This is a genomic window from Propioniciclava sp. LT432 (assembly GCF_059515965.1).
The window spans coordinates 27,414-48,626 of the sequence record NZ_JCAKNE010000006.1 but is presented as its reverse complement, the minus strand read 5'-3'; the positions used below and the strand labels follow the sequence as shown (position 1 = coordinate 48,626).

The following is a 21,213-nucleotide window of genomic DNA, read 5'->3' as shown; positions in this document are numbered from 1 at the left end:
CATGGCCGATCACCTGCTCAAGTTCAAGCCCGGCCAGGCGGTGACGTTCACCGCGACGTCGGCGATCACCGGCGGCCAGGTCGTCGAGGTCACCGGAAGCCGGAGCGTCGGCGTTGCGGGCGCTGCATCCACCAAGGCCATCGGGACCGCCGGGCACGACGCCGCCATCGGCGACTCGGTCGTCGTCCACCTCAACGGCCCGGTCGACACCGTCACCTCCGCCGCGGCCATCGCCGCCGGCGCGAACGTCGAGTCCGCCGCGGCGGGCAAGGCGCAGACCGCCACCACCGGCCGCGTCCTGGGCATTGCCCTGACCGCCGCGACCGCCGCCGACCAGACCGTCCAGGTCCTCCGGGCCTGAGAGAGGGAACCACTGATGCTCACGTACCCCATCCCGGCCAGCACCCTGACCGGCAACACGACCCTCGCCCAGGCGCTGGCGTTCCTGAAGTCCCCCACGCAGATCGCGATGCGGTTCGCCGAGATCCTCGCCGACCACAACTTCCTCGCGCACTACCTGCTCCGCGGTCGCTACACCATGTCCGGCGGCGCCATCGTCGTGCCGACCGACCCGACCCTCGGCACCGGCCAGTCCGAGACGGTCGCGCCCGGCGGCGAGTACCCGCTCGCGGCCCTGCCCGGCGACGTCGCGGCCATGGTCGCTGCCCTCAAGAAGGGCATCGGCACCGAGGTCGCCGACGAGGCTGTCGGACGGCAGATCATGGACCCGATCGAGCGTGCCATCCAGCTGCTCGCGTACGACCTGGTCTCCAGCTTCGACGGCGGCGCACTCTCCCTCATCCAGTCGGCGATCACGCAGACCGTCGCGGGTGGCGCCTGGACGAGCGGCACGACCATCGTCTCCAACGTCGAGGCCGCCAAGGCGAAGCTGAAGTCCCTCCGCAAGGGATACCAGGCGACGTCGGTGGTCCTGACCGGCACCCAGTGGGCCGCCATCTCGGCACCGCTGCTGTCGGTGCTGCCACGCGAACAGGGCAACCCGGTCCTCGCGGGCGCGAGCGCCAACCTCCTCGGCGTCGACTGGGTGACCAGCGAGGACCTGCCCTCGGGCTGGGTGCCGACCATCGTCGACGCGAACAACCTGGGCGGCATCGGACACGAGGACATCCCGTCCCCGGAGTACGTTGCGCTCTCGACCGTGGCCGACAACCGGTCCAACGTCGAGGTCGCACGCTTCCGCGAGAAGAACGACTCGACGCGCATCCAGGTGCGCAAGGCCGACGTGCCCGTGGTCAGGAACGCGGACGCCGGCGTCGAGATCACCGGGACCGGCCTGTGATGGGCGCCTACCGAGTGACCGCCGCGGCGATCCAGGTGCAGGTCGGGGCGAGGATCTTCATCCTCGATCAGGACTCGACCCTGCCGGAGGGTGTGGCCGAGTCCGACGTCGAACGCCTGCTCGCCAAGCAGATGATCGAGGAGGTCCCGTCCGCGGACGAGGACGCCGCCGCAGTGGACCCCGATCCGGCCAAGCCGGTCGGCGACATGACGGTCGACGAGCTCAAGGCCTACGCCGCCGAGCACGACATCGACCTGACGGGCGCGTCCAAGAAGGACGACATCCTGGCCGCGATCCAGGCCGCCCAAGGCGAGTGAGCAAGGAGGGAGGGGACGGCCATGGCTGATGTGATCTCGGTTCCGGTCGTGGAGCAGGCCGTCCCCGACCTCGCGCCCGACCAAGTCTTCCGGCTCCACCGGGAAGTCAACGCCGCTGTCCGTCGGATCGCCCCCTGCCTGGGCGAGGTCGCACTCGACAGCGACGAGATCGTGGAGGCCGAGGGCATCGTCCTGCGAGCCCTCGGCCGGCACGACGTCGTCGAGGCGTGGGTCGCGTCGGTCACCACCGGAAAGTACAGCGCCACCTACCGGCCCAGCGCCGGCACCACGGCACTGTTCACCGCCGACGACGAGCGAGCCCTCCGCAAGCTGTGCCCGGCCTCCCCGCCCGCTGGGCTGCCCCAGGCCAGCTTCCCGGCGACCACCAGCTACGACCACATGTTCGGTCGCCCGAGGGTCCTGTGATGGCAGGGCACCGGTTCACCGTCACCGTCGAGCGGTACACCAAGGACCGCTACGGCACACGCGTCCTGCCGCCCAGCACCCACCAGGTGCGCGGCTGCTACGACGAGCCCGTCACCGCGTCCGAGGCGGTCGCAGCGTTCGTCCAGACGACCGTCACCCGGTCCCTGTCGGCTCCCCCCGGATCCGACATCCGCCAGGACGACGACATCGTCTACCCCAACGGGCGACGCTGGCACGTCGTGGGAGACCCGTACGACTGGTCCAATCCCCACGTCAAGCACCGGCCGGCCCTCGAGGTCATGCTGGAAGCCACCACCTGATGGCCAAGAAGACCGACCCGAAGGACGTCGTCGCGGCAGTCGTCGCCGATGCCCTCGCCCACCCTGCCGTCGCGGCCGCGATCGCCGCCAAGGCCCGCAGGGTCCTCACCCGCGCCCAGTACGAGGCGTACAAGGCCGGCCGCATCAACTTCGGCGACCAACTGCGCGTCGACAGTGGCGTCCGCCCAGGCACCAAGTCCCCCCTGGGCCTCAAACGGCCCTACGCACGCATCACGTCCACCATCACGCCCGAGCAACACGCGGCCGACAGCCGCAACGCGAAGGCATCCCGAACCAACATCCTGAGGAGGTCGGCCCGATGAGCGACTGGCCCGACATCGAGAAGCCCCTGTGCGAGCACCTCGACACGAACACCACCTTCCCGTGGACGATCGAGGGAGGCCACACGGCCGCCCCACTGGGCATCGTCCAGGTCACCGGCGGCGGCCACGACCTCGACCAGCGCGGCGACTGGACGCCCGACGTCGAGATCACCCTCCGCGGCGCCACCCGGGACGCCATCTGGGCGATGGCCCGCCAGGTCAACGCCGTCCTCGCTGGTCTCAACCCTGGCGGAATCCAGCCCGACGTGGGCGACCCCATCAACGTCGACGAGGTCCGGACCGTGTTCGGGTTCCGCATCGATCCCGACCAAGGCACCGCCGCCTACCGCGTCGCCACCGCGACGTACACCTTCGTCCTGCGCCCGCAGGTCGTCACTACCGAGCCCTGAACGGGCGCCACCGAAAGGAGTTGATCCAATGTCCGAGATGGTCATGGATCTGACCGCCACCCGCGTCCGCAAGTGGGGACGCCTCAAGATGGGTCTGTCCCTGTACGGGGACGCCGCCGTCACCGTCCCCAAGCTCGCCGCCGACCTGTTCGACTCGCTCACCAACAAGCCGAAGGCATGGCCCGCCGGCGTCCGCGAGATGGGCTTCATCACCACCGCCGGCGTCGTCGACGCCAAGAGCCTCAGCTCCAGCAGCACCACCATGCTGCAGTCGCTGACGCCCGTCCGCTCCGACCTCGAAGGCGTCGAGAAGACCATCCAGGCCACGTTCGGCGAGAGCAACGCGTGGACCAACGCGCTCTACCACGGCGCCCTCTGGTCGGCGTGGCCCGCCGACAAGGACGCCGCCTGGCTGTACTCCGACGGCGCCAGCAGCGCGTTCGACGCCGAGTACGTGCTGTGGCTCCAAGGCGTCGACGGTGTCGGCAGCCAGGCCATCTACCGGTCTGAGGTCGGCTACCGCGTGAAGATCGGCGCGATCGAGAACCGCACCATGAACCGCACCGACGCCGAGGGCTTCGGGTTCACGTTCAACCTCTTCGAGGACCCCGTCACCGGCCTGTCCCACGCGCGCGCCGAGGACGGCCCCGGCTACGCCACCCACCTGGCGTAACCCCCTGAGCGGCTGGTGGTGCGGACGCGAGGCAGGGTCGCCCGCACCACCAGCCACAACACCCTGCCCAACCCTGCCGAAGGAGAACCCACACCATGAAGATCACCCTCACCATCGACGAGGACGAGGTCCCCGTCGTGCCCCGCGCCATCACCGTGTCCCTGTTCCCCATGGACACCGACGAAGATCCCAGCGCCATCCCTGCCGTCCGCACCGTCGACCTGACCGTTGACGAAGACGGCTTCCGGGCCCTCGTCGACCCCAAGGGAGTGTGACCATGGCCAAGATCAAGCATCGCAAGGTCAACGCCGTCGCATTCGGCGAGCAGCTCGCCGAAATGGTCATCGCTCCCGACAGCCTCGCCGAGGTGTTCGTCGACCGAGCCGAGACCCAGTCCATCTGGGTGAAGGTGCCGTTCAACCTGGACGAGGACGACGACTACGTCCGCAGGATCTCCGGCATGTCCACCGGCAAGGAGATGGCACTGGAGATGCTGGGGCATCACCCGAGCCTGACCGCCGAGGAGCAGTGGGCGACGTGGGAGGCGGCCGGCCATGACGCGAAGTTGCTGATCAACATCGTCGGCAACCTGCGCCAAGAGGCCGAGGACCGCCAAAAAAACTTCCGGTACCGGGGGTAGCTGCGCTCATCGGGGACGAGCCCGAGGCCGCCGAGGCAGCACTGCTGCAGGCGTACCCCGGGCTCGACCCGATCCGCGATGTACTCACCGGTCAGATGAGCCTGCGTCGCTTTCGGCTGCTCGTCGAGAACCTACCCCCGGGCAACCCGCTGCAGCGGGCCCGCGACGGGTACCCCTGGTCCGATGCGGAGCAGCTGCTGTGGCAGGTCGAGTCCCGGGTCCGGGAGCTGATCATCCTCACCGCGAACATCTACCGCGAGAAGGGCGCTCCCCCGATGGAGCCGACCTACCTCCCGCGGCCCCTGTCGCCTGAAGAGGCCGAGCAGCAAGCCGCCCAGCAGGCCTACGACGACCTGATGCAACGACAACTTGAGGATCTCTGAGGGGGGTGGTCTGGTGGCTGGTGACGCGATCTGGCTCGAGGTGTTGCCCGAGCTCTCCACCTTCGCCTCTGATCTGCTGAAGGGCACCACCAAGGCGTCGGACAAGGCCGGCACCGCGAGCTCTGCGGCGTTCGGGAAGGCGTTCGGGAAGGCCTCAGACGGTCAGGACGCCGTGGTCGCCCAGCTGCAGAAGACGTCGAAGGCCGCCCAGGCGATCGTCGACCGGGAGACCCAGGCGATCGCGAAGGCCCGCGCCGCGCAGCGTGAAGCGGCTGCCAAGGTGATCGATGCCGAGGCCAAGCTCGAGCAGGCCCGCGCCAGCGGGGACGGTGCGAAGGTCGCGGCCGCGGAGGAGCGGCTCGCCGGTGCACGGGAGCGTGCTGCCGGTGCGTCGTCCGGCGTCGAGGCGGCCGAGAAGCGCCTGTCCGCGGCGTCCAAGGCCCGGAACGAGGTCGTGGAGGATCTCACCAAGGCCGAGAAGGAACTGGCGGAGAACACCGGCAAGAGCGCCACCGAGGCCAAGGGGTCAGAGACCGCGTTCGGCCGTCTCAAGGGGTCCCTGGGCGAAGCCGAGAAGGGCGCACATGGCGCGTCCGGCAAAATGGCCCTCCTGGCTGGCGCTGTGGGCAGTACCGCCGCGGCAGCCGCGCTGCTCGGTGACGCATGGGGTCAGAACCTCGACCTGTCCCGTGGCACAGCCAAGGCAACCGCACAGCTCAACCTGACCACCGAGGAGTCCGAGCGGGTCGGCAAGGTGGCCGGCCAGCTGTACTCGGCCGGGTTCGGCGAGTCGGCCTCCGACATGACGGCCGCGACCGCGTCGGTCGTGTCGTCCATCGGCGGGATGCGTGAGGCATCCGCTGAGGAGCTGGCCAAGATGACCGGCCAGATGAAGGGCGTTGCTGACACCTTCGACATGGACGTCTCTCGGGTCGCCCAGGTGACCGGCCAGATGGTCAAGGCTGGGCTCGCCAAGGACGCCCAGGAGGGCGCCGACCTCCTGGCCGCGACCTTCCAGAAGGTGCCCGAGAACGTCCGTGAGGACGTCCTCGACGCCGTCGACGAGTACGCGCCGTTCATGGAGCAGCTTGGCATCGTCGGGACCTCGGCCATGGAGGTGCTCGCCAAGGGCGCCGAGAAGGGCATGTTCGGCATCGACAAGGCCGGCGACGCCGTCAAAGAGTTCACGATCCGCGCCACGGACATGTCGAAGAGCACCAGCGGGGCCTACGACCTGATCGGCCTCAGCCAGAAGGAAATGACCGACGCGCTCCTAGCCGGCGGCGACGAGGCCAACATGGCCTTCAACCAGATCATGGAGGGGCTCCTGGGAGTCGAGGACCCTGCCGCCCAGGCGCAGGCGGCGATCGCCCTGTTCGGCACACCACTGGAGGACCTCAACACCGGCGAGATCCCGCAGTTCCTGGAGGGCCTGTACTACTCGGCGTCCAACATGGACGACGTCGCAGGATCCGCCCAGGGCGTCGCCGACAACGTCTCGTCCGTGTCCGACCCGATGGAGTCCCTCAAGCGGTCCCTGGCGGGGACCGTCTCCGAGGGGCTCCAGCCGTTCGTCGGTCCCGCCCAGCAGATCGCTGAGTGGGCCAAGGAGAATCCGGGCGCCATGCAGGCCGTGGTCATCGTGCTCGGCGTCCTCGCCGGCGCCCTGGGGGTCGCTGCGGTCGCCCAGTGGGCGATGAACTCGGCGATGCTGGCCAGCCCGACGACGTGGATCATCCTCGGAATCGGCCTCCTCATCGGCGCGCTGGTGCTGCTCGTCCAGAACTGGGACACCGTGGTGAAGTTCCTGAAGGACACCTTCGGGCCCATCCTGCGCGACGTCCAGGCATGGTTCGGTGACGTGGGCCGCAAGGCCGGCGAACTGTGGGGCGGACTGGTCAGCGGGGCTGAGGGCATGGCCAAGGGCGTCGGACGCTTCTTCGACGACCTCAAGGCCAAGGCCATGATCCCGGTCAAGTGGGTGGCCGACAACGTCGTCAACCCGCTCCTGGGTGGGGTCGAGAAGGTCGCCGGCTTCTTCGGGATCAAGCTGAGCCTGCCGCGCCTGGCGTTCGCTGAGTCGTCGAGCGCGCCCGCTTCTGCGCCCCGCGGCGCGAACCGGGCCATGGCTGATGGTGGCGTGATGCCGGGCTGGACGCCCGGCCGTGACGTCCACCGCTTCTACAGCCCGACCGGTGGCCTGCTGGACCTGTCCGGCGGGGAGGCCGTCATGCGACCCGAGGTGACCGCCACGCTCGGCACCAGCTGGGTAGACGGCATGAACGCGGCCGCCCGTGCTGGCGGCCAGGCCGGCGTCCGGCAGTTCCTGCACGAGCAAGGCTTCCAGGCCGGAGGAACGGTCGCGCTGCCCTCGATGGCGCAGCGCTTCCAGACCGGCGGCATCGTCGCGAACGCCAGCCAGGGCTTCCGCGGTTACGATCCGAAGGCGCTGGCGATGATCCAGGCGTGGGCCCGGGCAACCGGCCGCACCTGGTCGATGACCGGCATTGGCGGGGCGCGTGACTACCAGACCCAGAAGGCGGCCTACCAGCGCTACCTCGCCGGCACTGGCCCCCTCGCGGCCAACCCGGATCGGGGCGGCCCGCACATGATGCCGGCGATCGCGATGGACCTGTCCCCGCGGCCCGGTGAGATCGCGTCCGCTCGCGCTCTGCTCGGTCGGTTCGGGCTCGGCCTGCCCGTCCGTGGGGAGCCGTGGCACGTCCAGTACCTGGCCGGCCGCAGTGGCGGCGGGCAGACCGGCGGCGGTGGCATCGACATCATCGGGATGCTGACCTCGACCATCGGCAACCTGCTCAAGGTGTCCGGTGCGGGCGGGTTCGGGGACATCCTGAACGCCGTCCCCGGCACGCTCATCAAGGGTGCCGGCGACTGGCTCAAGTCCACGCTCGGGTTTGACTCCGGGGGCATGCTGCCCGCCGGCATGACGGTCGCCGTGAACGCCACCGGCCGTCCGGAGCGGGTCCTCACCGACCCGCAGTGGGATGCCCTGAAGCGGGCCGGTGACATCGGCATGCGGGCAGCCGCGAACCCGACCCGCCCTGAGGACATCCGGCGCGCTCTGGAGGGCATGCGGATGCGTGTCGACCTCGACAACGGTGACGTGTGGTTCGAGGACCAGACGGGCCGGCGTGACCGCCGCGAGTCCCGTCGACGTGACGCACGGCAGGGGGTGACCGTCTGATGCCCAGCAAGTCGTGGGGCAACACCGTCGGATCCGGGTCCGGGGCAACCCTGACGCTCGAGTGGGACGGCGTCACCAACGATGCGGTCAACGGTGGCATCGTCAACCCCCGCATCAAGTGGTCGCAGAACTCGAGCTGGTCCGACTCGAACAACTACGTCGACAGCGGCGGGACGGGCATCAACGGGGCGCGCGTCCACTCCGGGACGCTCAACTCGAACCGGACGTGGAACTGTTCACCCAAGCCGGTCGCGCTCACCTACGGGGCACCCACGCGGGTGACCTTCTCGGCGACGGTGTCCGGGGTGTCGTTCTTCAACGGCGACTCCGCGACGAACACCTACTCGGTCGACATCGACCTGCCGGCCCGCCCCTACTCGGCGCCGCGTCCTCCACTCAACTTTGCCGCATCCTACGTCAACGACAACCGGTTCAACCTGTCGTGGGCGATCAACGGGGACGCACCGTCGGGCGCCCAGCCGTGGCACGGGCTGAGGCTCGACCGGTGGGACAACGTCACGAACGGTTGGTACCGGATCGCGAACCTCGGGCCGGACGGGAACGGGAACTGGCCGACGTCCTACTCGGACACGACCGTCCAGTCGAACCGGCGCTACAACTACGCGCTCTGGGCGTACAACACCGCCGGTGACTCCACCCACGTCCACACCGGCGACCTCTACACGACACCGGCCGCACCAACGATCGGCACCCCGGAGAAGCTGGCGAACGGCAGCATCAACATCCCCTGGGTGAACAACTCGTCGTTCGCGGCCGCGCTCGAGGTGCAGGACTCGCCCGACGGGACGACGTGGACGTCCCTCACGACGACCGCACCCATCACGTCGCCGTACAACCACGCCACCCCGAGCACGTCGGTCACCCACCGGTACCGCATGCGCGTCAAGGGACCAGACGGGAAGTGGTCGGCATGGTCGGCGACCTCGTCGATCGTCCAGTTGCAGGCCCCCCCGAACGCGCCCACCAACCTCGCGCCCACGGTCACCGCGATCGGTGACGACCTGGTCGTCACGTGGCGTCACAACCCGGGTGATTCGTCGCCGCAGCGCGCGTACCAGCTGCGACACCGGGTCAAGGGCACGCCGACGTGGACGACTGTCGGGCAGACCTTGTCGGCCGTGTCGTCGCACACCATCAGCGCCGCCACCTACCCGAACCCGGGCGAGGTCGAGGTCGAGGTGTCGACGTGGGGCGCCCACGCGGACCCGTCCCCGTGGTCGGCGACGCTCACCACCAAGCGCGCCAACCGGCCGACCGTCGGCATCAGCTCGCCGGCATCAGGGACGGTCCTCACCGGCACGGACCTCGTCCTGGACCTGACCTACTTCCACGCGCAGGGGGTGCCGCTCGCCTCGTGGTCGGCGACGCTCAAGCGCGAGGGCACGACCGTCGCCACCCGCAACGGTGGCCCCGCCGACTCACTCACCGGGATCCTGTTCGACGGACTGCTGGACGACGCCACCGCGTACACAGTGGACGTGCAGGCGACCTCCAGCGACGGCCTCGCCTCCACCGTCACGTCCGCGAACTACACCGTCGCCTACGCCGCACCAGCCACGCCCACCATCGTCGTCACCTGGGATCAGACGGCAGCGTCCGCAACCGTCACCATCACCAACCCGGCCGGCGCTCCCGAGGTGATCCTCAACCGTGTCTACGGCAACGGGAAGCTCCTCGGCGAGGTGCCCCCCAACGGTGCGCTCACCTGGCGTGTGCCTCCCTTAGACGGCGCCACGATGATGGTCCGGGCCGTCACTGAGCTGCCCTCCAGCGCGGACAGCCTCACCGTCCCGGTGCCCATCCCGCAGTACGCAGACAAGGGCATCCACCTGAATGCCGGCCCCGGGTACGGCTTCCACGCCGCCGTGTGGGGCGGGTCGCCGTCGGTCAACACGACCCCCGTCATTGACGTCGACGTGCAGACCTGGGAGGGCGACACCCTGCCGTCCTCGACGTACGGCTTCCAAGAGGGGAGCGAGGTCAACGTCTCGGTCCGCGTCCGCTTCGACCTGCCCGATTCGGCGCGCCACACATGGGAGAGAATCCTCCGCGCGCGCACGACCATCTGCTACCGCGACGCCATCCGGACCATCTACGGGACGGTGACCGACTTCGGGTTCTCCAATGAGCGTTACATCGGCTGGGCGGACCTCCAGTTCACGCTGAGGGAAACCATGCACGACGACCGTGACCTGTTCGACTACCAGCCGACCGTCGTCGAGGACCCGCCCGGCAGTGGCCACTACCGCATCATCTCGGTGGTCCGCGACGTGAGCGTGCAAGGGCTGCTCCCCTGATGTTCGACTGGACGCTCCCGAACCGCGCCGAGCGGTTCCTGTTCGAACGCCTCGACCTGAACCTGAACCGGGTCGGTGCGCTGATCGGGGTCGAGTCGTGCCAACTCGACTGGTCGATCTACAACACGATCCGCGGGTCCGGCGACCTGAACGTCCGCACCAGCCGACCGCTCATCTGGGCACAGACCGTCGTCCGCCCGTGGGTGATCGTCGCGAACCGCTCCGGACAGGTCGTCATCCCCCTCATGACCGCCCTGTGCAAGGTGCCCGACGAGGACTGGACACCCGCCGGCGTGAGCGTGTCCGTCCAGCTGCACGACATGAACCGCGCCCTCGACGAGTGGCTCCTCGACGACGCCTACTCGCTCCCGGAAGGGACGAACATCACCGGCGCGATCGCCACCATCTTCGCGACCCTCGGGTTCACACGAGTCAACATCACGCACTCGTCGAAGACCCTGGACTCGCCCAAGACGTGGCTCCCCGGTGACGGCGAGAGCGTGTCGTGGCTGCGCGTCCTCAACGACCTGTGCGACCTCGCCGGCTACTTCGCCGTGTGGGCAGATTCGATGGGCGTCTACCAGGTAGCCCCGTACATGCCGCCCGCCTCCCGGGCTGCGTCGTGGCGCCTCGCCGACGATGGCAAGTCCAACCGGTACCGCGGACTCCGGACGAGCGACGGCCGGCCGATCCCCTACAACACGTGGATCGCATGGACGAAGGGCACCGACGACGTCCCGCCGGTCCCCTACACCGCCGTGAACGACGACCCGACCCATCCGTACTCGACCGTCTCGCTCGGGCGGACGGTGACCGCGCCGCCGAAGTACGACATCGAGGGTGATGCGGCCGCGGTGGTCGCCCGTGAGAAGGCGGAGGGCATGGCGGACCAGCGCACCTTCTCCATCGGGGCGCGCTTCCTGCCGGTGGTCGAGCATGAGGTCGTTGAGCTCGTCAACGGCCGCGCCGAGGTTGATGCCCTCGCGTCGGTATCGGGCCGGTCCCTGCGCTGCACGCCCGGCGCGAGGCTCGACCTCACCCTCCGGAAGGTGGCCTGATGGATATTCGGCGGGGGCGAATCACCAGCGTGAACCCGCCACAGGTGCGCCTGGACGGTACCGCCTCGCCGGTGCCCCTCGACGACTGGACCGACGACCAGGCCCTGTACGTCAACGCCTACGTGCTGGTTGCCATCCGCCCTGTCCCCGGCACACGACGGTCGGAACTGATCCTGCTCGGCACCTCGGGCGGCGGCGTCCCGGCCGGCGTGGTGTGGGAGTTCGACGGCCCGACCGCGAACGTGCCTGCCGGTTGGCTCGTCTGCGACGGTTCGGCGGTCAGCCGGACCACCTACGCGCGCCTGTTCGCGGCGATCGGCACCCTCCACGGCGCCGGCGACGGTTCGACGACGTTCAACTTGCCCGACAGGCGCGGCCGGGTCGGGGTCGGCCTCGAGCCAGGATCGGGGCGGTTCGGCACGCTCGGCGCGCACACCGGCACCAAGGACGAGACCCTCGGCATCGAGCACGTTCCGCCGCACGATCACGGCGGCTACCCGCCTGCCACCGCCGGCTATGCCGCGCACCTGACCGGGTTGGACGGCAGCGAGGTCGGCAACATGCCGACGGCGATCAGCGGGAACATCTTTGGCCGCAAGTCCATCCCGATGCAGGGCGGCGGCCAGGCCCACAACAACGTCCAGCCCAGCATCGTCACCAACTACATCATCAAGACCTGAGGACACCGCATGCTCGCATCCGAACTGCCGATCAACGCCGCCCCCCACCCCACCCTTCCCGGTGTTTGGGACGATCCCACAACCAGGACCCGCTACTACCTCGACCCGCACGACGCCTCCATTGTCGTCGCACGCGAGTGGACCGCCGGTGAGGTGGCCGAGGAGAACCAGCGGGCGGCCGACCGCCAACAGAACGCCGAGCAGGCCCGCCGGCATGCCTCCAGCGGCCTGGACGAGCTGATCGCGCTGATCGGCCCGGCCGCGGCAACCGCACTCCCCGGCGAGGCCACCATCAACGAGTTCCTCGCCATCGACAACCCAACCATGAACGCCAACCCGGCCCGGCACATCAAGATCCTCGCCCGCCTACTCCGTCTCACCATCAAGGCCGTCGTCGTCGCGCTCAGGATCGCCGCGGGCCGCTTCGAGTCGACCAGCACCGGCAACTGAGCGGAGGGGATGCCGTGGACTTCGACATCACCGCCATCGCCACGACCGGGGGCCCGCTTGCCGCGCTCGTCGCTCTCCTGGTGTGGCTGATCCGGGCGATCACCACCGGCCAGCTCGTGTCCGGCACCGAGGCGAAGCGCCTTGCCGACCGCGACCACCAGACCATCACCGAGCAGCAAGCGCAGATCCGCGCCCTGATCGAGGCGCTCCGCCTGCCCCTGGCGGTCATCGAGTCCCTACCCAGGCCCGACGAGCAGAAGAGCGTGCAGCCATGACGACGTCACTGTGGGCGCTGATCGACCGCCTCACCCGCCGCCACCTGTCCGACCAGATCGACCGGGCCGAAGAGTCCGCCCGCCAAGCCGCCCGCCGCCAGCCGCAAGTCGACCGGCTCGCCACCGCCGCGGCAGCCCGCCTCAACACCAACCATCTGGGCGCCGGCGTCGCGCTGGCGTTCGAGAGGAGGGTCGGATGATGGTCACCCTGCTGTCCGGCATCACCGCCGTCCTGTGCCTGGTCGCCACGGTCATCATCGTGGCGGTCTACCGGCGTCGCTTCCCGTGGCGCTCCACTCCGGCCGGCGCGTGGATCGTCTTGGCGTTCAGCTTGCTGTCGGCCCGGCACGCCCTCACTGGCCTCGACGCGTGGGACGCCGTCCACCCGGACGTCGTGAACGCTCTCGTCGCCGGCTGGAACCTCATCGCGCTGGGCCTGTACGTCGGCCTCCTCGCGTGGATGCTCACCGTCCGCGACACACCGCGCCAGTAGACCCGCACCTCACCAAGCCCCCGTCGACCCTCGGCGGGGACCTCCGCACGCCCGCACGAAGGAGTCCTGCCATGCCCCGCACCGTCACCCACGACGACCTCGTCGCCGCACTCGAGTACGCGATCACCAAGACCCGCGCCGACGGCCGCGTCCACGTCGTCGACAGCCTCGTCGACTGGCGCAGCAACTACGGCTCCAGCTCCAACCGCATCACCCGCCTGTACGGCGTGATGATGCACCACACCGGCTCGGAGATCGCGCCCGACCGGATCGTCGGGTACGCCCGCGGGCTGGCCACCGGCAGTATCCGCCCCGACATCGGCCGTGTCCTGTGCAACACCACCACCGTCCGCGCCGGCCAGTGGCCCGGCTCCGCCGGCAAGCCGACCGTCGTCGTGAACGCCGCCGACTACACCAACAACGCCGGCATGATCGACCAGGCGATCCTCGACGAACTCCGCGACGGCGACATCGACACTGTCGGCGAGTTCAAGCCGGTCGGTGATGACCTGTTCGGCAACCGCCACTTCTGGGGCGACGAGGCGATCGGCGCCTACGCCGACCCCGGCCAGCAGCTGGCGTTCGTCGTCTTCTGGGCGCACGCCTTGGCCTACCTCGGCCTGCATGTCGACACTGACGACGATGGCCGCCGCGCGCCCGTCGTTGGCCACCGCGAGGGCACCAGCCGCAAGGTCGACCCGGCCCGCGCCAACATGGTCGAGGTGCGCCGCCGCTTCGAGGAGTTGTGGGCCGCCGAGTACGGCATCGACCTGCCCGACGATCGACCCGTCGACCCGCTCGTCGTGACCCGGCCCCTGCCCATCGACGGCGAGCAGCTGGTCGTCGACGGAGTCCTCGGCCGCGCCACCATCGCCGCACTCCAGCGCAGGGTCGGCGCGAAGGTCGACGGCATCGTCGGCCCGGCCACCCGCCGCGCCGTCCAAGCGTGGCTCGGCGTCACCGTCGACGGAATCTGGGGACGCCGCACCATCCGAGCCCTGCAGGGTCGCGTCGGCGCCACCGAGGACGGCATCTGGGGACGCCAGACCACCATGGCCTTGCAGCGCTACCTCAACGGTCCGGACGCCGCACCCCAAGCCCCGGCCGCACGCCCCCGCCTCGACGTGAACGGCACCCTCGACCGCCCGACCATCGCCGCCATGCAGAAGTGGATCGGCACCACCCCGGACGGCGTCTGGGGGCGGGCGACGACCCGCGCCCTGCAGGCCAAGGTGGGCGCCAGCGTCGACGGCATCCGCGGCCCCGAGACCACCCGGAAGACCCAGGCCACCGTCGGCGCGAAGCAAGACGGCATCTGGGGGCCCGCCACCACCCGCGCACTCCAGACCTACCTCAACCAGCTCTGAGAGGAGCCCCCACACCATGACCGAACGCCTCCGCCTCACCCTGTACGCGATCGCCGCGGGTGCCCTGGGGATCCTCGCCATCCTCGGCACGATCACCGGCGCCCAGCACGACCTCATGCTCGACGCCGTGACGGCGCTCATCAACGTGGCCTCCGCCGTGCTCCTGGTCGTCGCCGCGCGCAACGTGACCGCCGACTCGTGGTCAACCATCCGACGCAGCCTCTACATCGCCGCCGGCGCGGCGTTCGCCGCCTTGGGAGCCTTCGGGCTCATCGCGCCCGAGGCAGCCGCCACCAGCCTCGACGTCCTCACCGAGGTCCTCAACATCGTCGGTGTCCTGCTGCTCGGAACCGCGGCCGCGAAGGTGCCCGCGGAGAAGACCCGCATCGAAGGAGCCGCCCGATGACCGTGCAGATACCCTGGGCGCCCGGAGCCCTCTTCCTGCACCTGGTGTGCAGGCTTGGTGAGCCTCGACCCGACGGGTCCGACGTCGACGTCCAGCCTGATCTGATGTCGCAGGCCGGCACCGTCACCCTCACCTGCAACACCGACCGCATCCGCTTCCCGGAGTCCGACGGCCGCAAGCGCATGCTCAGCATGAACGAGTGGTCCTTCTCGATCCGGGCATCCGACGGTGAGCTCTTCACCCAGTCCGGCGAGGTCGGCGTCGAGGTCCTGTCCGCACTCACGCCCGGCATCGACCCGATGCAGTTCACGTGGACGGCGAAGGTCAAGCCGACCTCGGGCAAGCCGTGGTCGGTGGTCATCCCGGCGACCGCGTCCGGGACGGTCGACCTGGTCGAACTCGCCGAGGGTGGTGCGCCGTCGTCCGGCGTGCCGTCGCTGGTGGGCCGTGTGGACGCGCTCGAGGCACGACCGTCCGCCTACCCGGTGCAGCAGGTGGCCCTCACCGGCAACCTCGCGTACACGCTGCCTCCGGACGCACCGACCGACCAGGTCGTCTCCGTCGTCTTCACCCAGGATGGGGTCGGCGGACGTACGGTCACGTTCGCCGGTTCGCCCCTCACCATCGCGGCGTCCGGCTCGACCGTGGTCCAATTCACGCCTGACGGCTCGACATTCCTCGTGTCCTACGCGGGCGGCGGGGCGACCCTCTCGCCGAACATCGCCTGGTGGGGCGACTCCATGACGGCGGGCCTCTCGTCGCCCTTCCCGCCCGCCCTGCTCGCAGGCATTACGGGCCGCACGGTCTACAACGGCGGTGTCGGTGGGGAGACGTCGCAGGCCATCGCGGCACGGCAGGGTGGACAGCCCTACGTCCTGACCGTCGCGGGCGGCAGTATCCCGGCGACCACCGACCCGGTTGAGGTGACCATCACGAGCCCCGCCGCGAACGCTTGGCCGCTCCTCCAGGGGCCGCCTGCGAACAGCTCGCCGGGCACCCTCACCGGCACGCTGGCGGGCGTCCACGGGACGCTGACGCTGACGAAGGCCACCCCGGGCACCTATACGCACGAGGCGGGAGACAAGTACTACTTCACCCGCACCACTGCGGGGACGGCAGCTACCGTCGCCCGACCCACCCCGTTCATCACCGACATCGGCGTCGAGCACAAGGGCGACATCACCGTCATCTGGGCGGGTAAGAACGACTACACCCTGCCCGACCAGGTCGTCGCCAGCGTGGCCGCCATGGCGCTACACGCCGGCGACCGTTTCATCGTGCTCGGCGTGACGACCAGCGCGGGACAGGGTACCGGCACGGCAGCCAACGACAGCATCACCGCCATCAATGACAGGCTGTCCGCCGCCTACGGCGGTCGGTTCCTCGACATCAACGCGTGGCTGGTGGACTGGGGGCTGGCCGACGCTGGGATAACGCCCACCCCCGCCGACTCCAGCGACATGGCCTCGGGAGTCGTGCCGGCCTCGCTCCGCGTGGATACCACGCACCTGACTGCCGCCGGTAAGACCGTCGTCGCACGACAGGTGGCCAAGCGCCTCGCCGAACTGGGGTGGGTCACCATCGAAACGCCGTGGGAAGAGCCCGCACCCAGCACACCCATCGTCAACCTGGTGCCGAACCCGAGCTTCGACACCGATGCGTCCGGTTGGTCGGCGGCGGCCGGTGCCACTATCACACACGATACGGCGGAGTTCTACTCGTCGCCCGCCTCACTCAGGGTGGACCACGGCACGACGACGGCGGCCGGCGCAACCCAGACGCCGGTGGTGCCCATCACCGGCGGTCAGCCCATCCACGCGGCAGCGAAGATCAAGTCCACGAACGGGATCACCGCGCGCATCCTCATCCACTTCTACGACCCGACGAACTACCTGACGGCCACCGTGGAGGACAAGGGGATGGATGGGACATGGCTCGACCTGACTCTCGACACGACGGCCCCCGCCAACGCCACCCGGGCGCAGGTGCAGATCCTCCGTATGGGCACGACGGCGGCCATCTCCAACGTGGATGACGTCGCCATGTGGCAGTGACCTGACCAACGAGCCCGTAGGCCCGCCAGCCTTGTCGGCACGATTCGGCCCCCGTCTCCCTCGTGGAGGCGGGGGCCGCTTCTTGCGTTTCCCGACGGCGTCACGCATGCTGGGCGGACCACAACAGAAGACGGCCCCCACCCCGCGCCAACGGGATGAGGGCCTGGATCACAAGGGAGTACAGCCCTCATGTCCGACACCAGCATGCACTACCTGCACGCCTACTGCGACTACCTCCGCGCGTGCGGACGATCACCCCACACCATCGCCCTGCGCAAGATGCAGGTCCGCGCCCTCCTCGAGGACCACCCCGACCCGTGGCGCACCACCACCGAGGACCTCACCGACTGGCTCGCCGGCCACCGCCGCTGGTCCCGCGCCACCAGGAGCAGCTACCGCGACGGCCTGCGCGGCTTCTTCGGCTGGCTCGTCCAGACCAACCGGATGGGCCGCTCGCCGGCCGACGGGATCCCCAAGGTGACCGTCCCCCCGCGCGTCGCCCGTCCGGCACCCCTGGACGCCATCCGCGCCGGCCTGGCGTGCGCCGACGAGCGGGTCCGGCTCATGGTCGAGCTCGCCGTCCGGTGCGGCCTGCGCCGTGCCGAGGTCGCCGCCGTCCACTCCCGCGACATCCAGCAGGACGCGTCCGGCTGGTCACTGGTCGTGCACGGCAAGGGCGACCGCGAGCGGGTGATCCCTCTGGACGCCGAGTTCGCCGACCGCCTCCGGGCCCGCGGCCGCGGCTGGCTGTTCCCGCGCTCGGACGACCCGACACGGCACCTCCACCCCAAGTACGTCGGCGAGCTCGTCGCCGCGGCCCTGCCGGACGCCTGGACGGCCCATACCCTCCGGCACCACTTCGCAACGTCGGCCTACGCCGGCACCGGTGACCTGCTGGCCGTCCAGCAGCTGCTCGGCCACTCGTCGGTGTCGACAACCCAGCGGTACGTTGCCGTCCCCAGGGACAGCCTCCGCGCTGCGACGGCGGCCGTCCGGATGCCCGAGGCGGCATAGCCAGAAGGCCCGACGGCCGCGCGGCCTGATCTGATCTCAAGTTGGATCACAAGATGGATCACAAACCGCCCCCGCGGCCCCCGAAAACGAACACGGCCGGTGACTAGTTACCTAGTCACCGGCCTGTTCTGCTGGTGGAGCTAAGGGGATTCGAACCCCTGACCTTCTCATTGCGAACGAGACGCGCTACCAACTGCGCCATAGCCCCAAGTGCCCGAGAGCGAGGATCACTCTATCACGCAGCCCGGCAGCACCGAAATTCTCGCCTCGGCGCCAGGGCGAAAAGCCTCACTCGCCGACCGCCCGTGGGAACTCCTCAGCGTCCGGCGCCGCAGGGGCGTCCGTCGCCGCCGACAAGGCGGGCAGGTCGGCTGTGACCGGCACGGACACCGCGACCACGGGAGCCGACAGGTCGATGGTGCGCACCGTGCGCGGCGCGAGCGGACGGCTCACGTAGGTGGGCGCGGTGATCGGGATCGGGTCCCAGAGGGAGCCGCTGCGCTCGACCGGGGCGGTGATCTCGATGGAACGCTCGTGCTCGTCCTCCTGGGCCACGTCCAGCACCGCGATCGCGACGGTCTCCTCGTCCACGCACTCACCCCCGCGGATGAGTCGGGCGCGGGCGTCCAACTCTCGGCGCATGCGCGCCACGGAGAAGCGCGCCACGACGAGGAAGGCGGCGATCAATCCGACGGGCGCGGCCATGATCCACCACGACACGAGCCCGAACCCCGCCAACGCCCCGACCACGCAGGTCACGACGGCGAGGAACACCAGGACGATCCGCCGACGGCGTGCCGCCTCGCGGTCCTGGTCTGCCAGTTCACGGAGTGCTGCGCGACGGTTGAGGGGCGTGGAGATCACGGCCGTGCCGTTCTCCGCCGTCTCCAAGGGTGTGCCACGGCGGACGATCGTCACGGAAGCCGAGAACGGCTCACCCGGCTCGACCTCGTCGAGCATGCCGTTTTCCTTGCGGTTGAGGATCAGGGGAACCAGGTAGACCAACCAGAACGCCGCGAGGGCGCCGAAGATCAAGCCTGTGAACGTCATGCCTCAAGACCTTACGGTTGTGCGGTTGCCAACCGGCGGGGGACGCGCCGCCCCCGTCCAGAACGCCCACCCAGACGCCCCCGGGACGTCACCCCAGGCGTCCGATGAGGCCCCCGGGCCCGACCTCCTCGGCGTGCAGCGCGAACATCCGGTGGTCGCGCCACGCACCGTCGACGTGCATGTAGGCCGGGCGCTCCCCCTCGAACCGGAAGCCAAGCTTCTCCACCACGCGCAACGACTTGCCGTTCTCGGGGCGGATCGCCACCTCGAGGCGGTGCAGGCCCATCGTCCCGAACATGTGGTCACCGGCGAGGGCGAGCGCGGTCGGGGCGATGCCGCGCCCGGCGAGGGCCTGGTCCACCCAGTAGCCGGCCATGCCCCAGCGCGCGGATCCCCAGGCGATGCCCGAGATCGTCATCTGGCCCGCCAGCACCGGAGCGGCACCGGGATCGGTCCACGTGATCAGCCAAGGCAGGGCACGCCCGGCTCGGGCGTCCGCGTTGAAGCGCGACACCATCTGCTCGAACGAGACCGCCTCCTCGGACGCCTCGGGCGGGCGCGTGCCGTCCCACGGCGTCGTCCAGCCCCCGTTGCGAGCGCGGGCGGCGAACCACGCCCGGGCGTCCCGGCGACGCAGCGGACGCAGGCCCACCGGGCCGTGCTGGAGCGTGACGGGCCAAGGATGCGGCCCGATGCGCCTCACGAGTGGGACGCCGCCACGTGTGCGTCGTCCAGCTCGATGCACTCCACCGTGCTACCGGCGTCCGCGCCATTCCACGCCTCCGGGATGACCACGAGGACGTTGGCCCGCGCGAGGTCCCACGCGAGTTCGGAGTCGGCACCGGCCACGACCCGCACCGTGCCGTGCTCGTCGCGGATCGCCGGGACGAACTGGGTCGCCCCAGCCGGGGCTGCGAGCCTCTCGGCGAGGCGGCCCTCGACCCGGCGGGACTGCAGAGGATCGACCTCGTTGAGCTTGTTGATCACCGGGCGCACCAGCGCGTGGTAGGCCACGTAGGAGCTGACGACGCCCGACGGCAGGATGATCAGGGGCGTCTTGTTGTCGCCCAGGCCCGCGTACGCGATCCGCGCCTCACGGTTGATCGCCACCACGGCCTCGTCGAGGTCGTCGATGGCCTCGCGGACGAGCTCGCCCCCGCCCACGACGACGATGAGGTCGGCGCGGATCTGCTGGTCCGCCACGGCCTGCTTCACCTTGGCGACGTCGGACGCCACGATGCCGAGCGGGTACACGGTGGCCCCGTCGTTGCGGGCCGCGGCCGTGATCATGGCTGTCGCGGCGTCGTAGCGCTGCTGCGGCTTCGTCAGCGGCTGGCCGGGCGCGACCAGGGTCTCGCCGACGGTGAAGACGACGACACGCGGACGCGGTCGGACGAGCACCTTGTCCAGGCCCACCTCGGCGAGCACGGCCACGGAACGGGGCGTCAGAACCTCCCCCGCCCGCAGCAACGCCGTGCCGTCCGCCAGCTCGGACCCGGCCCGGCGCAGGTTCTGGTACAGCCGCGCCTCCTCGGCGATCTCGACGTAGCCGTCGTTCGCCAGCCGGCCCGCGGCGGCGGGAACCACGGCGTCCACGCCCTCGGGGATGATCGCGCCCTCCTCGATCTCCACCGCGGCGCCGGACACCAGCGGGCGGCCCGGCCCGTCGGAGACGCTCAGGTGGCCGACCACGTACAGGCGCTTGGGCGCGGCCCTGGTGGCCCCCACCAGGTCGGAGCCACGGACGCCCCACCCGGAGACCCGGGCCGTGGTGACGAGCGGCAGGTCGAGGTCGGAGTTGATGTCCTCACAGAGCACCAGCCCCGGAACGTCCCAAATCTGCATGCCGAACGGACGCATGGCTCCCACCTTGTCGAGCAGGAACGAACGCTGCTCCTCCAAGCTTCGGCGGGGAACCTTGACCGACCGCGACTCACCGCTCTCGCGCTCAGCCACACGGGCGGCAGTGGCGCCGCCACGGGCGTCCGCCGGGGGGACGGTCTCGTCGTCAGTCTTGCGTCCAAAGAGGGCCATGAAACTACAGTAGGCGA

26 protein-coding genes and 1 tRNA gene are annotated in these 21,213 nt (G+C 69.9%); 23 read left to right on the top strand and 4 right to left on the bottom strand.

The window, feature by feature from the left end; all coding sequences use genetic code 11:
- Position 1: 1 nt before the first annotated feature.
- The 23 genes from AC5YDV_RS04380 (at position 2) to AC5YDV_RS04270 (ending at position 18,112) form a co-directional block, all read left to right on the top strand.
- Positions 2–361, top strand: coding sequence for a capsid cement protein (locus tag AC5YDV_RS04380; RefSeq protein WP_496192361.1), 360 nt, complete (start codon positions 2–4; stop codon positions 359–361).
- 15 nt (positions 362–376) lie between these two features.
- Positions 377–1,300 carry a phage major capsid protein gene (locus tag AC5YDV_RS04375; RefSeq protein ID WP_496192360.1) on the top strand — a complete coding sequence of 308 codons (924 nt, stop codon included), beginning with the start codon at positions 377–379 and terminating at the stop codon, positions 1,298–1,300.
- Positions 1,300–1,617: a Rho termination factor N-terminal domain-containing protein gene (locus AC5YDV_RS04370; RefSeq protein WP_496192359.1), complete on the top strand. Its 318-nt coding sequence runs from the start codon at positions 1,300–1,302 to the stop codon at positions 1,615–1,617. Before AC5YDV_RS04375 ends, AC5YDV_RS04370 begins: the two co-directional genes overlap by 1 nt.
- A 21-nt stretch (positions 1,618–1,638) precedes the next feature.
- The gene (locus AC5YDV_RS04365) at positions 1,639–2,043 is read left to right on the top strand and encodes a hypothetical protein (protein WP_496192358.1); all 405 of its coding nucleotides are present in this window, start codon (positions 1,639–1,641) and stop codon (positions 2,041–2,043) included.
- Positions 2,043–2,363, top strand: coding sequence for a hypothetical protein (locus AC5YDV_RS04360; protein ID WP_496192357.1), 321 nt, complete (start codon positions 2,043–2,045; stop codon positions 2,361–2,363). Before AC5YDV_RS04365 ends, AC5YDV_RS04360 begins: the two co-directional genes overlap by 1 nt.
- Positions 2,363–2,686 carry a hypothetical protein gene (locus tag AC5YDV_RS04355; protein WP_496192356.1) on the top strand — a complete coding sequence of 108 codons (324 nt, stop codon included), beginning with the start codon at positions 2,363–2,365 and terminating at the stop codon, positions 2,684–2,686. Before AC5YDV_RS04360 ends, AC5YDV_RS04355 begins: the two co-directional genes overlap by 1 nt.
- On the top strand, positions 2,683–3,096 hold the full coding sequence (locus AC5YDV_RS04350; protein WP_496192355.1) for a hypothetical protein: 414 nt from the start codon (positions 2,683–2,685) through the stop codon (positions 3,094–3,096). The genes AC5YDV_RS04355 and AC5YDV_RS04350 overlap by 4 nt, the downstream gene beginning before the upstream one ends.
- 28 nt (positions 3,097–3,124) lie before the next feature.
- Positions 3,125–3,769: a hypothetical protein gene (locus AC5YDV_RS04345; RefSeq protein WP_496192354.1), complete on the top strand. Its 645-nt coding sequence runs from the start codon at positions 3,125–3,127 to the stop codon at positions 3,767–3,769.
- A 95-nt stretch (positions 3,770–3,864) separates the two neighbouring features.
- Complete coding sequence (locus AC5YDV_RS04340) at positions 3,865–4,044, top strand: hypothetical protein (RefSeq protein ID WP_496192353.1); 180 nt, start codon at positions 3,865–3,867, stop codon at positions 4,042–4,044.
- A gap of 2 nt (positions 4,045–4,046) precedes the next feature.
- Positions 4,047–4,409, top strand: coding sequence for a hypothetical protein (locus AC5YDV_RS04335; RefSeq protein ID WP_496192352.1), 363 nt, complete (start codon positions 4,047–4,049; stop codon positions 4,407–4,409).
- 95 nt (positions 4,410–4,504) lie between these two features.
- The gene (locus AC5YDV_RS04330; protein WP_496192351.1) at positions 4,505–4,792 is read left to right on the top strand and encodes a hypothetical protein; all 288 of its coding nucleotides are present in this window, start codon (positions 4,505–4,507) and stop codon (positions 4,790–4,792) included.
- 13 nt (positions 4,793–4,805) lie between these two features.
- Positions 4,806–7,997, top strand: coding sequence for a phage tail tape measure protein (locus AC5YDV_RS04325; protein WP_496192350.1), 3,192 nt, complete (start codon positions 4,806–4,808; stop codon positions 7,995–7,997).
- Positions 7,997–10,315 (top strand): fibronectin type III domain-containing protein, encoded by a 2,319-nt coding sequence (locus AC5YDV_RS04320; RefSeq protein ID WP_496192349.1) that lies wholly within the window; start codon positions 7,997–7,999, stop codon positions 10,313–10,315. Before AC5YDV_RS04325 ends, AC5YDV_RS04320 begins: the two co-directional genes overlap by 1 nt.
- A complete protein-coding gene (locus AC5YDV_RS04315; protein ID WP_496192348.1) occupies positions 10,315–11,373 on the top strand; it encodes a hypothetical protein in 1,059 nt (352 codons plus the stop codon). The genes AC5YDV_RS04320 and AC5YDV_RS04315 overlap by 1 nt, the downstream gene beginning before the upstream one ends.
- Positions 11,373–12,053 (top strand): phage tail protein, encoded by a 681-nt coding sequence (locus tag AC5YDV_RS04310; protein ID WP_496192347.1) that lies wholly within the window; start codon positions 11,373–11,375, stop codon positions 12,051–12,053. Before AC5YDV_RS04315 ends, AC5YDV_RS04310 begins: the two co-directional genes overlap by 1 nt.
- Before the next feature lie 9 nt (positions 12,054–12,062).
- Entirely contained in the window at positions 12,063–12,503 is a 441-nt protein-coding gene (locus AC5YDV_RS04305) for a hypothetical protein (RefSeq protein WP_496192346.1), read from the top strand.
- Positions 12,504–12,517: 14 nt separating this feature from the next.
- Positions 12,518–12,778: a hypothetical protein gene (locus AC5YDV_RS04300; RefSeq protein ID WP_496192345.1), complete on the top strand. Its 261-nt coding sequence runs from the start codon at positions 12,518–12,520 to the stop codon at positions 12,776–12,778.
- A complete protein-coding gene (locus AC5YDV_RS04295; protein WP_496192344.1) occupies positions 12,775–12,978 on the top strand; it encodes a hypothetical protein in 204 nt (67 codons plus the stop codon). Before AC5YDV_RS04300 ends, AC5YDV_RS04295 begins: the two co-directional genes overlap by 4 nt.
- Positions 12,975–13,271, top strand: a complete 297-nt coding sequence (locus tag AC5YDV_RS04290; RefSeq protein ID WP_496192343.1) for a hypothetical protein — start codon at positions 12,975–12,977, stop codon at positions 13,269–13,271. The genes AC5YDV_RS04295 and AC5YDV_RS04290 overlap by 4 nt, the downstream gene beginning before the upstream one ends.
- Before the next feature lie 71 nt (positions 13,272–13,342).
- A complete protein-coding gene (locus AC5YDV_RS04285) occupies positions 13,343–14,638 on the top strand; it encodes a peptidoglycan-binding domain-containing protein (protein ID WP_496192342.1) in 1,296 nt (431 codons plus the stop codon).
- A gap of 16 nt (positions 14,639–14,654) precedes the next feature.
- A complete protein-coding gene (locus tag AC5YDV_RS04280) occupies positions 14,655–15,044 on the top strand; it encodes a hypothetical protein (protein ID WP_496192341.1) in 390 nt (129 codons plus the stop codon).
- Entirely contained in the window at positions 15,041–17,098 is a 2,058-nt protein-coding gene (locus AC5YDV_RS04275; protein WP_496192340.1) for an SGNH/GDSL hydrolase family protein, read from the top strand. The genes AC5YDV_RS04280 and AC5YDV_RS04275 overlap by 4 nt, the downstream gene beginning before the upstream one ends.
- 189 nt (positions 17,099–17,287) lie before the next feature.
- Positions 17,288–18,112 carry a tyrosine-type recombinase/integrase gene (locus AC5YDV_RS04270; RefSeq protein WP_496192339.1) on the top strand — a complete coding sequence of 275 codons (825 nt, stop codon included), beginning with the start codon at positions 17,288–17,290 and terminating at the stop codon, positions 18,110–18,112.
- A 132-nt stretch (positions 18,113–18,244) separates the two neighbouring features.
- Here the strand turns inward: AC5YDV_RS04270 and AC5YDV_RS04265 are convergent.
- The 4 genes from AC5YDV_RS04265 to AC5YDV_RS04250 all read right to left on the bottom strand — a co-directional run bounded on the left by AC5YDV_RS04265 (position 18,245) and on the right by AC5YDV_RS04250 (position 21,196).
- A tRNA-Ala gene (locus AC5YDV_RS04265) sits at positions 18,245–18,320 on the bottom strand.
- A gap of 80 nt (positions 18,321–18,400) precedes the next feature.
- Entirely contained in the window at positions 18,401–19,162 is a 762-nt protein-coding gene (locus AC5YDV_RS04260; protein ID WP_496183161.1) for a hypothetical protein, read from the bottom strand.
- A gap of 88 nt (positions 19,163–19,250) precedes the next feature.
- Positions 19,251–19,865: a GNAT family N-acetyltransferase gene (locus AC5YDV_RS04255; protein ID WP_496192338.1), complete on the bottom strand. Its 615-nt coding sequence runs from the start codon at positions 19,863–19,865 to the stop codon at positions 19,251–19,253.
- Positions 19,862–21,196, bottom strand: a complete 1,335-nt coding sequence (locus AC5YDV_RS04250; RefSeq protein ID WP_496183159.1) for a molybdopterin molybdotransferase MoeA — start codon at positions 21,194–21,196, stop codon at positions 19,862–19,864. The genes AC5YDV_RS04255 and AC5YDV_RS04250 overlap by 4 nt, the downstream gene beginning before the upstream one ends.
- Positions 21,197–21,213: the final 17 nt, after the last annotated feature.

Bases quoted from the DNA above. Each gene is read 5' to 3' on its own strand.
- AC5YDV_RS04380 (WP_496192361.1), top strand. From the start codon at position 2: ATGGCCGATCACCTGCTCAAGTTCAAGCCCGGCCAGGCGGTGACGTTC.
- AC5YDV_RS04375 (WP_496192360.1), top strand. From the start codon at position 377: ATGCTCACGTACCCCATCCCGGCCAGCACCCTGACCGGCAACACGACC.
- AC5YDV_RS04370 (WP_496192359.1), top strand. From the start codon at position 1,300: ATGGGCGCCTACCGAGTGACCGCCGCGGCGATCCAGGTGCAGGTCGGG.
- AC5YDV_RS04365 (WP_496192358.1), top strand. From the start codon at position 1,639: ATGGCTGATGTGATCTCGGTTCCGGTCGTGGAGCAGGCCGTCCCCGAC.
- AC5YDV_RS04360 (WP_496192357.1), top strand. From the start codon at position 2,043: ATGGCAGGGCACCGGTTCACCGTCACCGTCGAGCGGTACACCAAGGAC.
- AC5YDV_RS04355 (WP_496192356.1), top strand. From the start codon at position 2,363: ATGGCCAAGAAGACCGACCCGAAGGACGTCGTCGCGGCAGTCGTCGCC.
- AC5YDV_RS04350 (WP_496192355.1), top strand. From the start codon at position 2,683: ATGAGCGACTGGCCCGACATCGAGAAGCCCCTGTGCGAGCACCTCGAC.
- AC5YDV_RS04345 (WP_496192354.1), top strand. From the start codon at position 3,125: ATGTCCGAGATGGTCATGGATCTGACCGCCACCCGCGTCCGCAAGTGG.
- AC5YDV_RS04340 (WP_496192353.1), top strand. From the start codon at position 3,865: ATGAAGATCACCCTCACCATCGACGAGGACGAGGTCCCCGTCGTGCCC.
- AC5YDV_RS04335 (WP_496192352.1), top strand. From the start codon at position 4,047: ATGGCCAAGATCAAGCATCGCAAGGTCAACGCCGTCGCATTCGGCGAG.
- AC5YDV_RS04330 (WP_496192351.1), top strand. From the start codon at position 4,505: ATGAGCCTGCGTCGCTTTCGGCTGCTCGTCGAGAACCTACCCCCGGGC.
- AC5YDV_RS04320 (WP_496192349.1), top strand. From the start codon at position 7,997: ATGCCCAGCAAGTCGTGGGGCAACACCGTCGGATCCGGGTCCGGGGCA.
- AC5YDV_RS04315 (WP_496192348.1), top strand. From the start codon at position 10,315: ATGTTCGACTGGACGCTCCCGAACCGCGCCGAGCGGTTCCTGTTCGAA.
- AC5YDV_RS04310 (WP_496192347.1), top strand. From the start codon at position 11,373: ATGGATATTCGGCGGGGGCGAATCACCAGCGTGAACCCGCCACAGGTG.
- AC5YDV_RS04305 (WP_496192346.1), top strand. From the start codon at position 12,063: ATGCTCGCATCCGAACTGCCGATCAACGCCGCCCCCCACCCCACCCTT.
- AC5YDV_RS04295 (WP_496192344.1), top strand. From the start codon at position 12,775: ATGACGACGTCACTGTGGGCGCTGATCGACCGCCTCACCCGCCGCCAC.
- AC5YDV_RS04290 (WP_496192343.1), top strand. From the start codon at position 12,975: ATGATGGTCACCCTGCTGTCCGGCATCACCGCCGTCCTGTGCCTGGTC.
- AC5YDV_RS04285 (WP_496192342.1), top strand. From the start codon at position 13,343: ATGCCCCGCACCGTCACCCACGACGACCTCGTCGCCGCACTCGAGTAC.
- AC5YDV_RS04280 (WP_496192341.1), top strand. From the start codon at position 14,655: ATGACCGAACGCCTCCGCCTCACCCTGTACGCGATCGCCGCGGGTGCC.
- AC5YDV_RS04275 (WP_496192340.1), top strand. From the start codon at position 15,041: ATGACCGTGCAGATACCCTGGGCGCCCGGAGCCCTCTTCCTGCACCTG.
- AC5YDV_RS04270 (WP_496192339.1), top strand. From the start codon at position 17,288: ATGTCCGACACCAGCATGCACTACCTGCACGCCTACTGCGACTACCTC.
- AC5YDV_RS04260 (WP_496183161.1), bottom strand. From the start codon at position 19,162: ATGACGTTCACAGGCTTGATCTTCGGCGCCCTCGCGGCGTTCTGGTTG.
- AC5YDV_RS04250 (WP_496183159.1), bottom strand. From the start codon at position 21,196: ATGGCCCTCTTTGGACGCAAGACTGACGACGAGACCGTCCCCCCGGCG.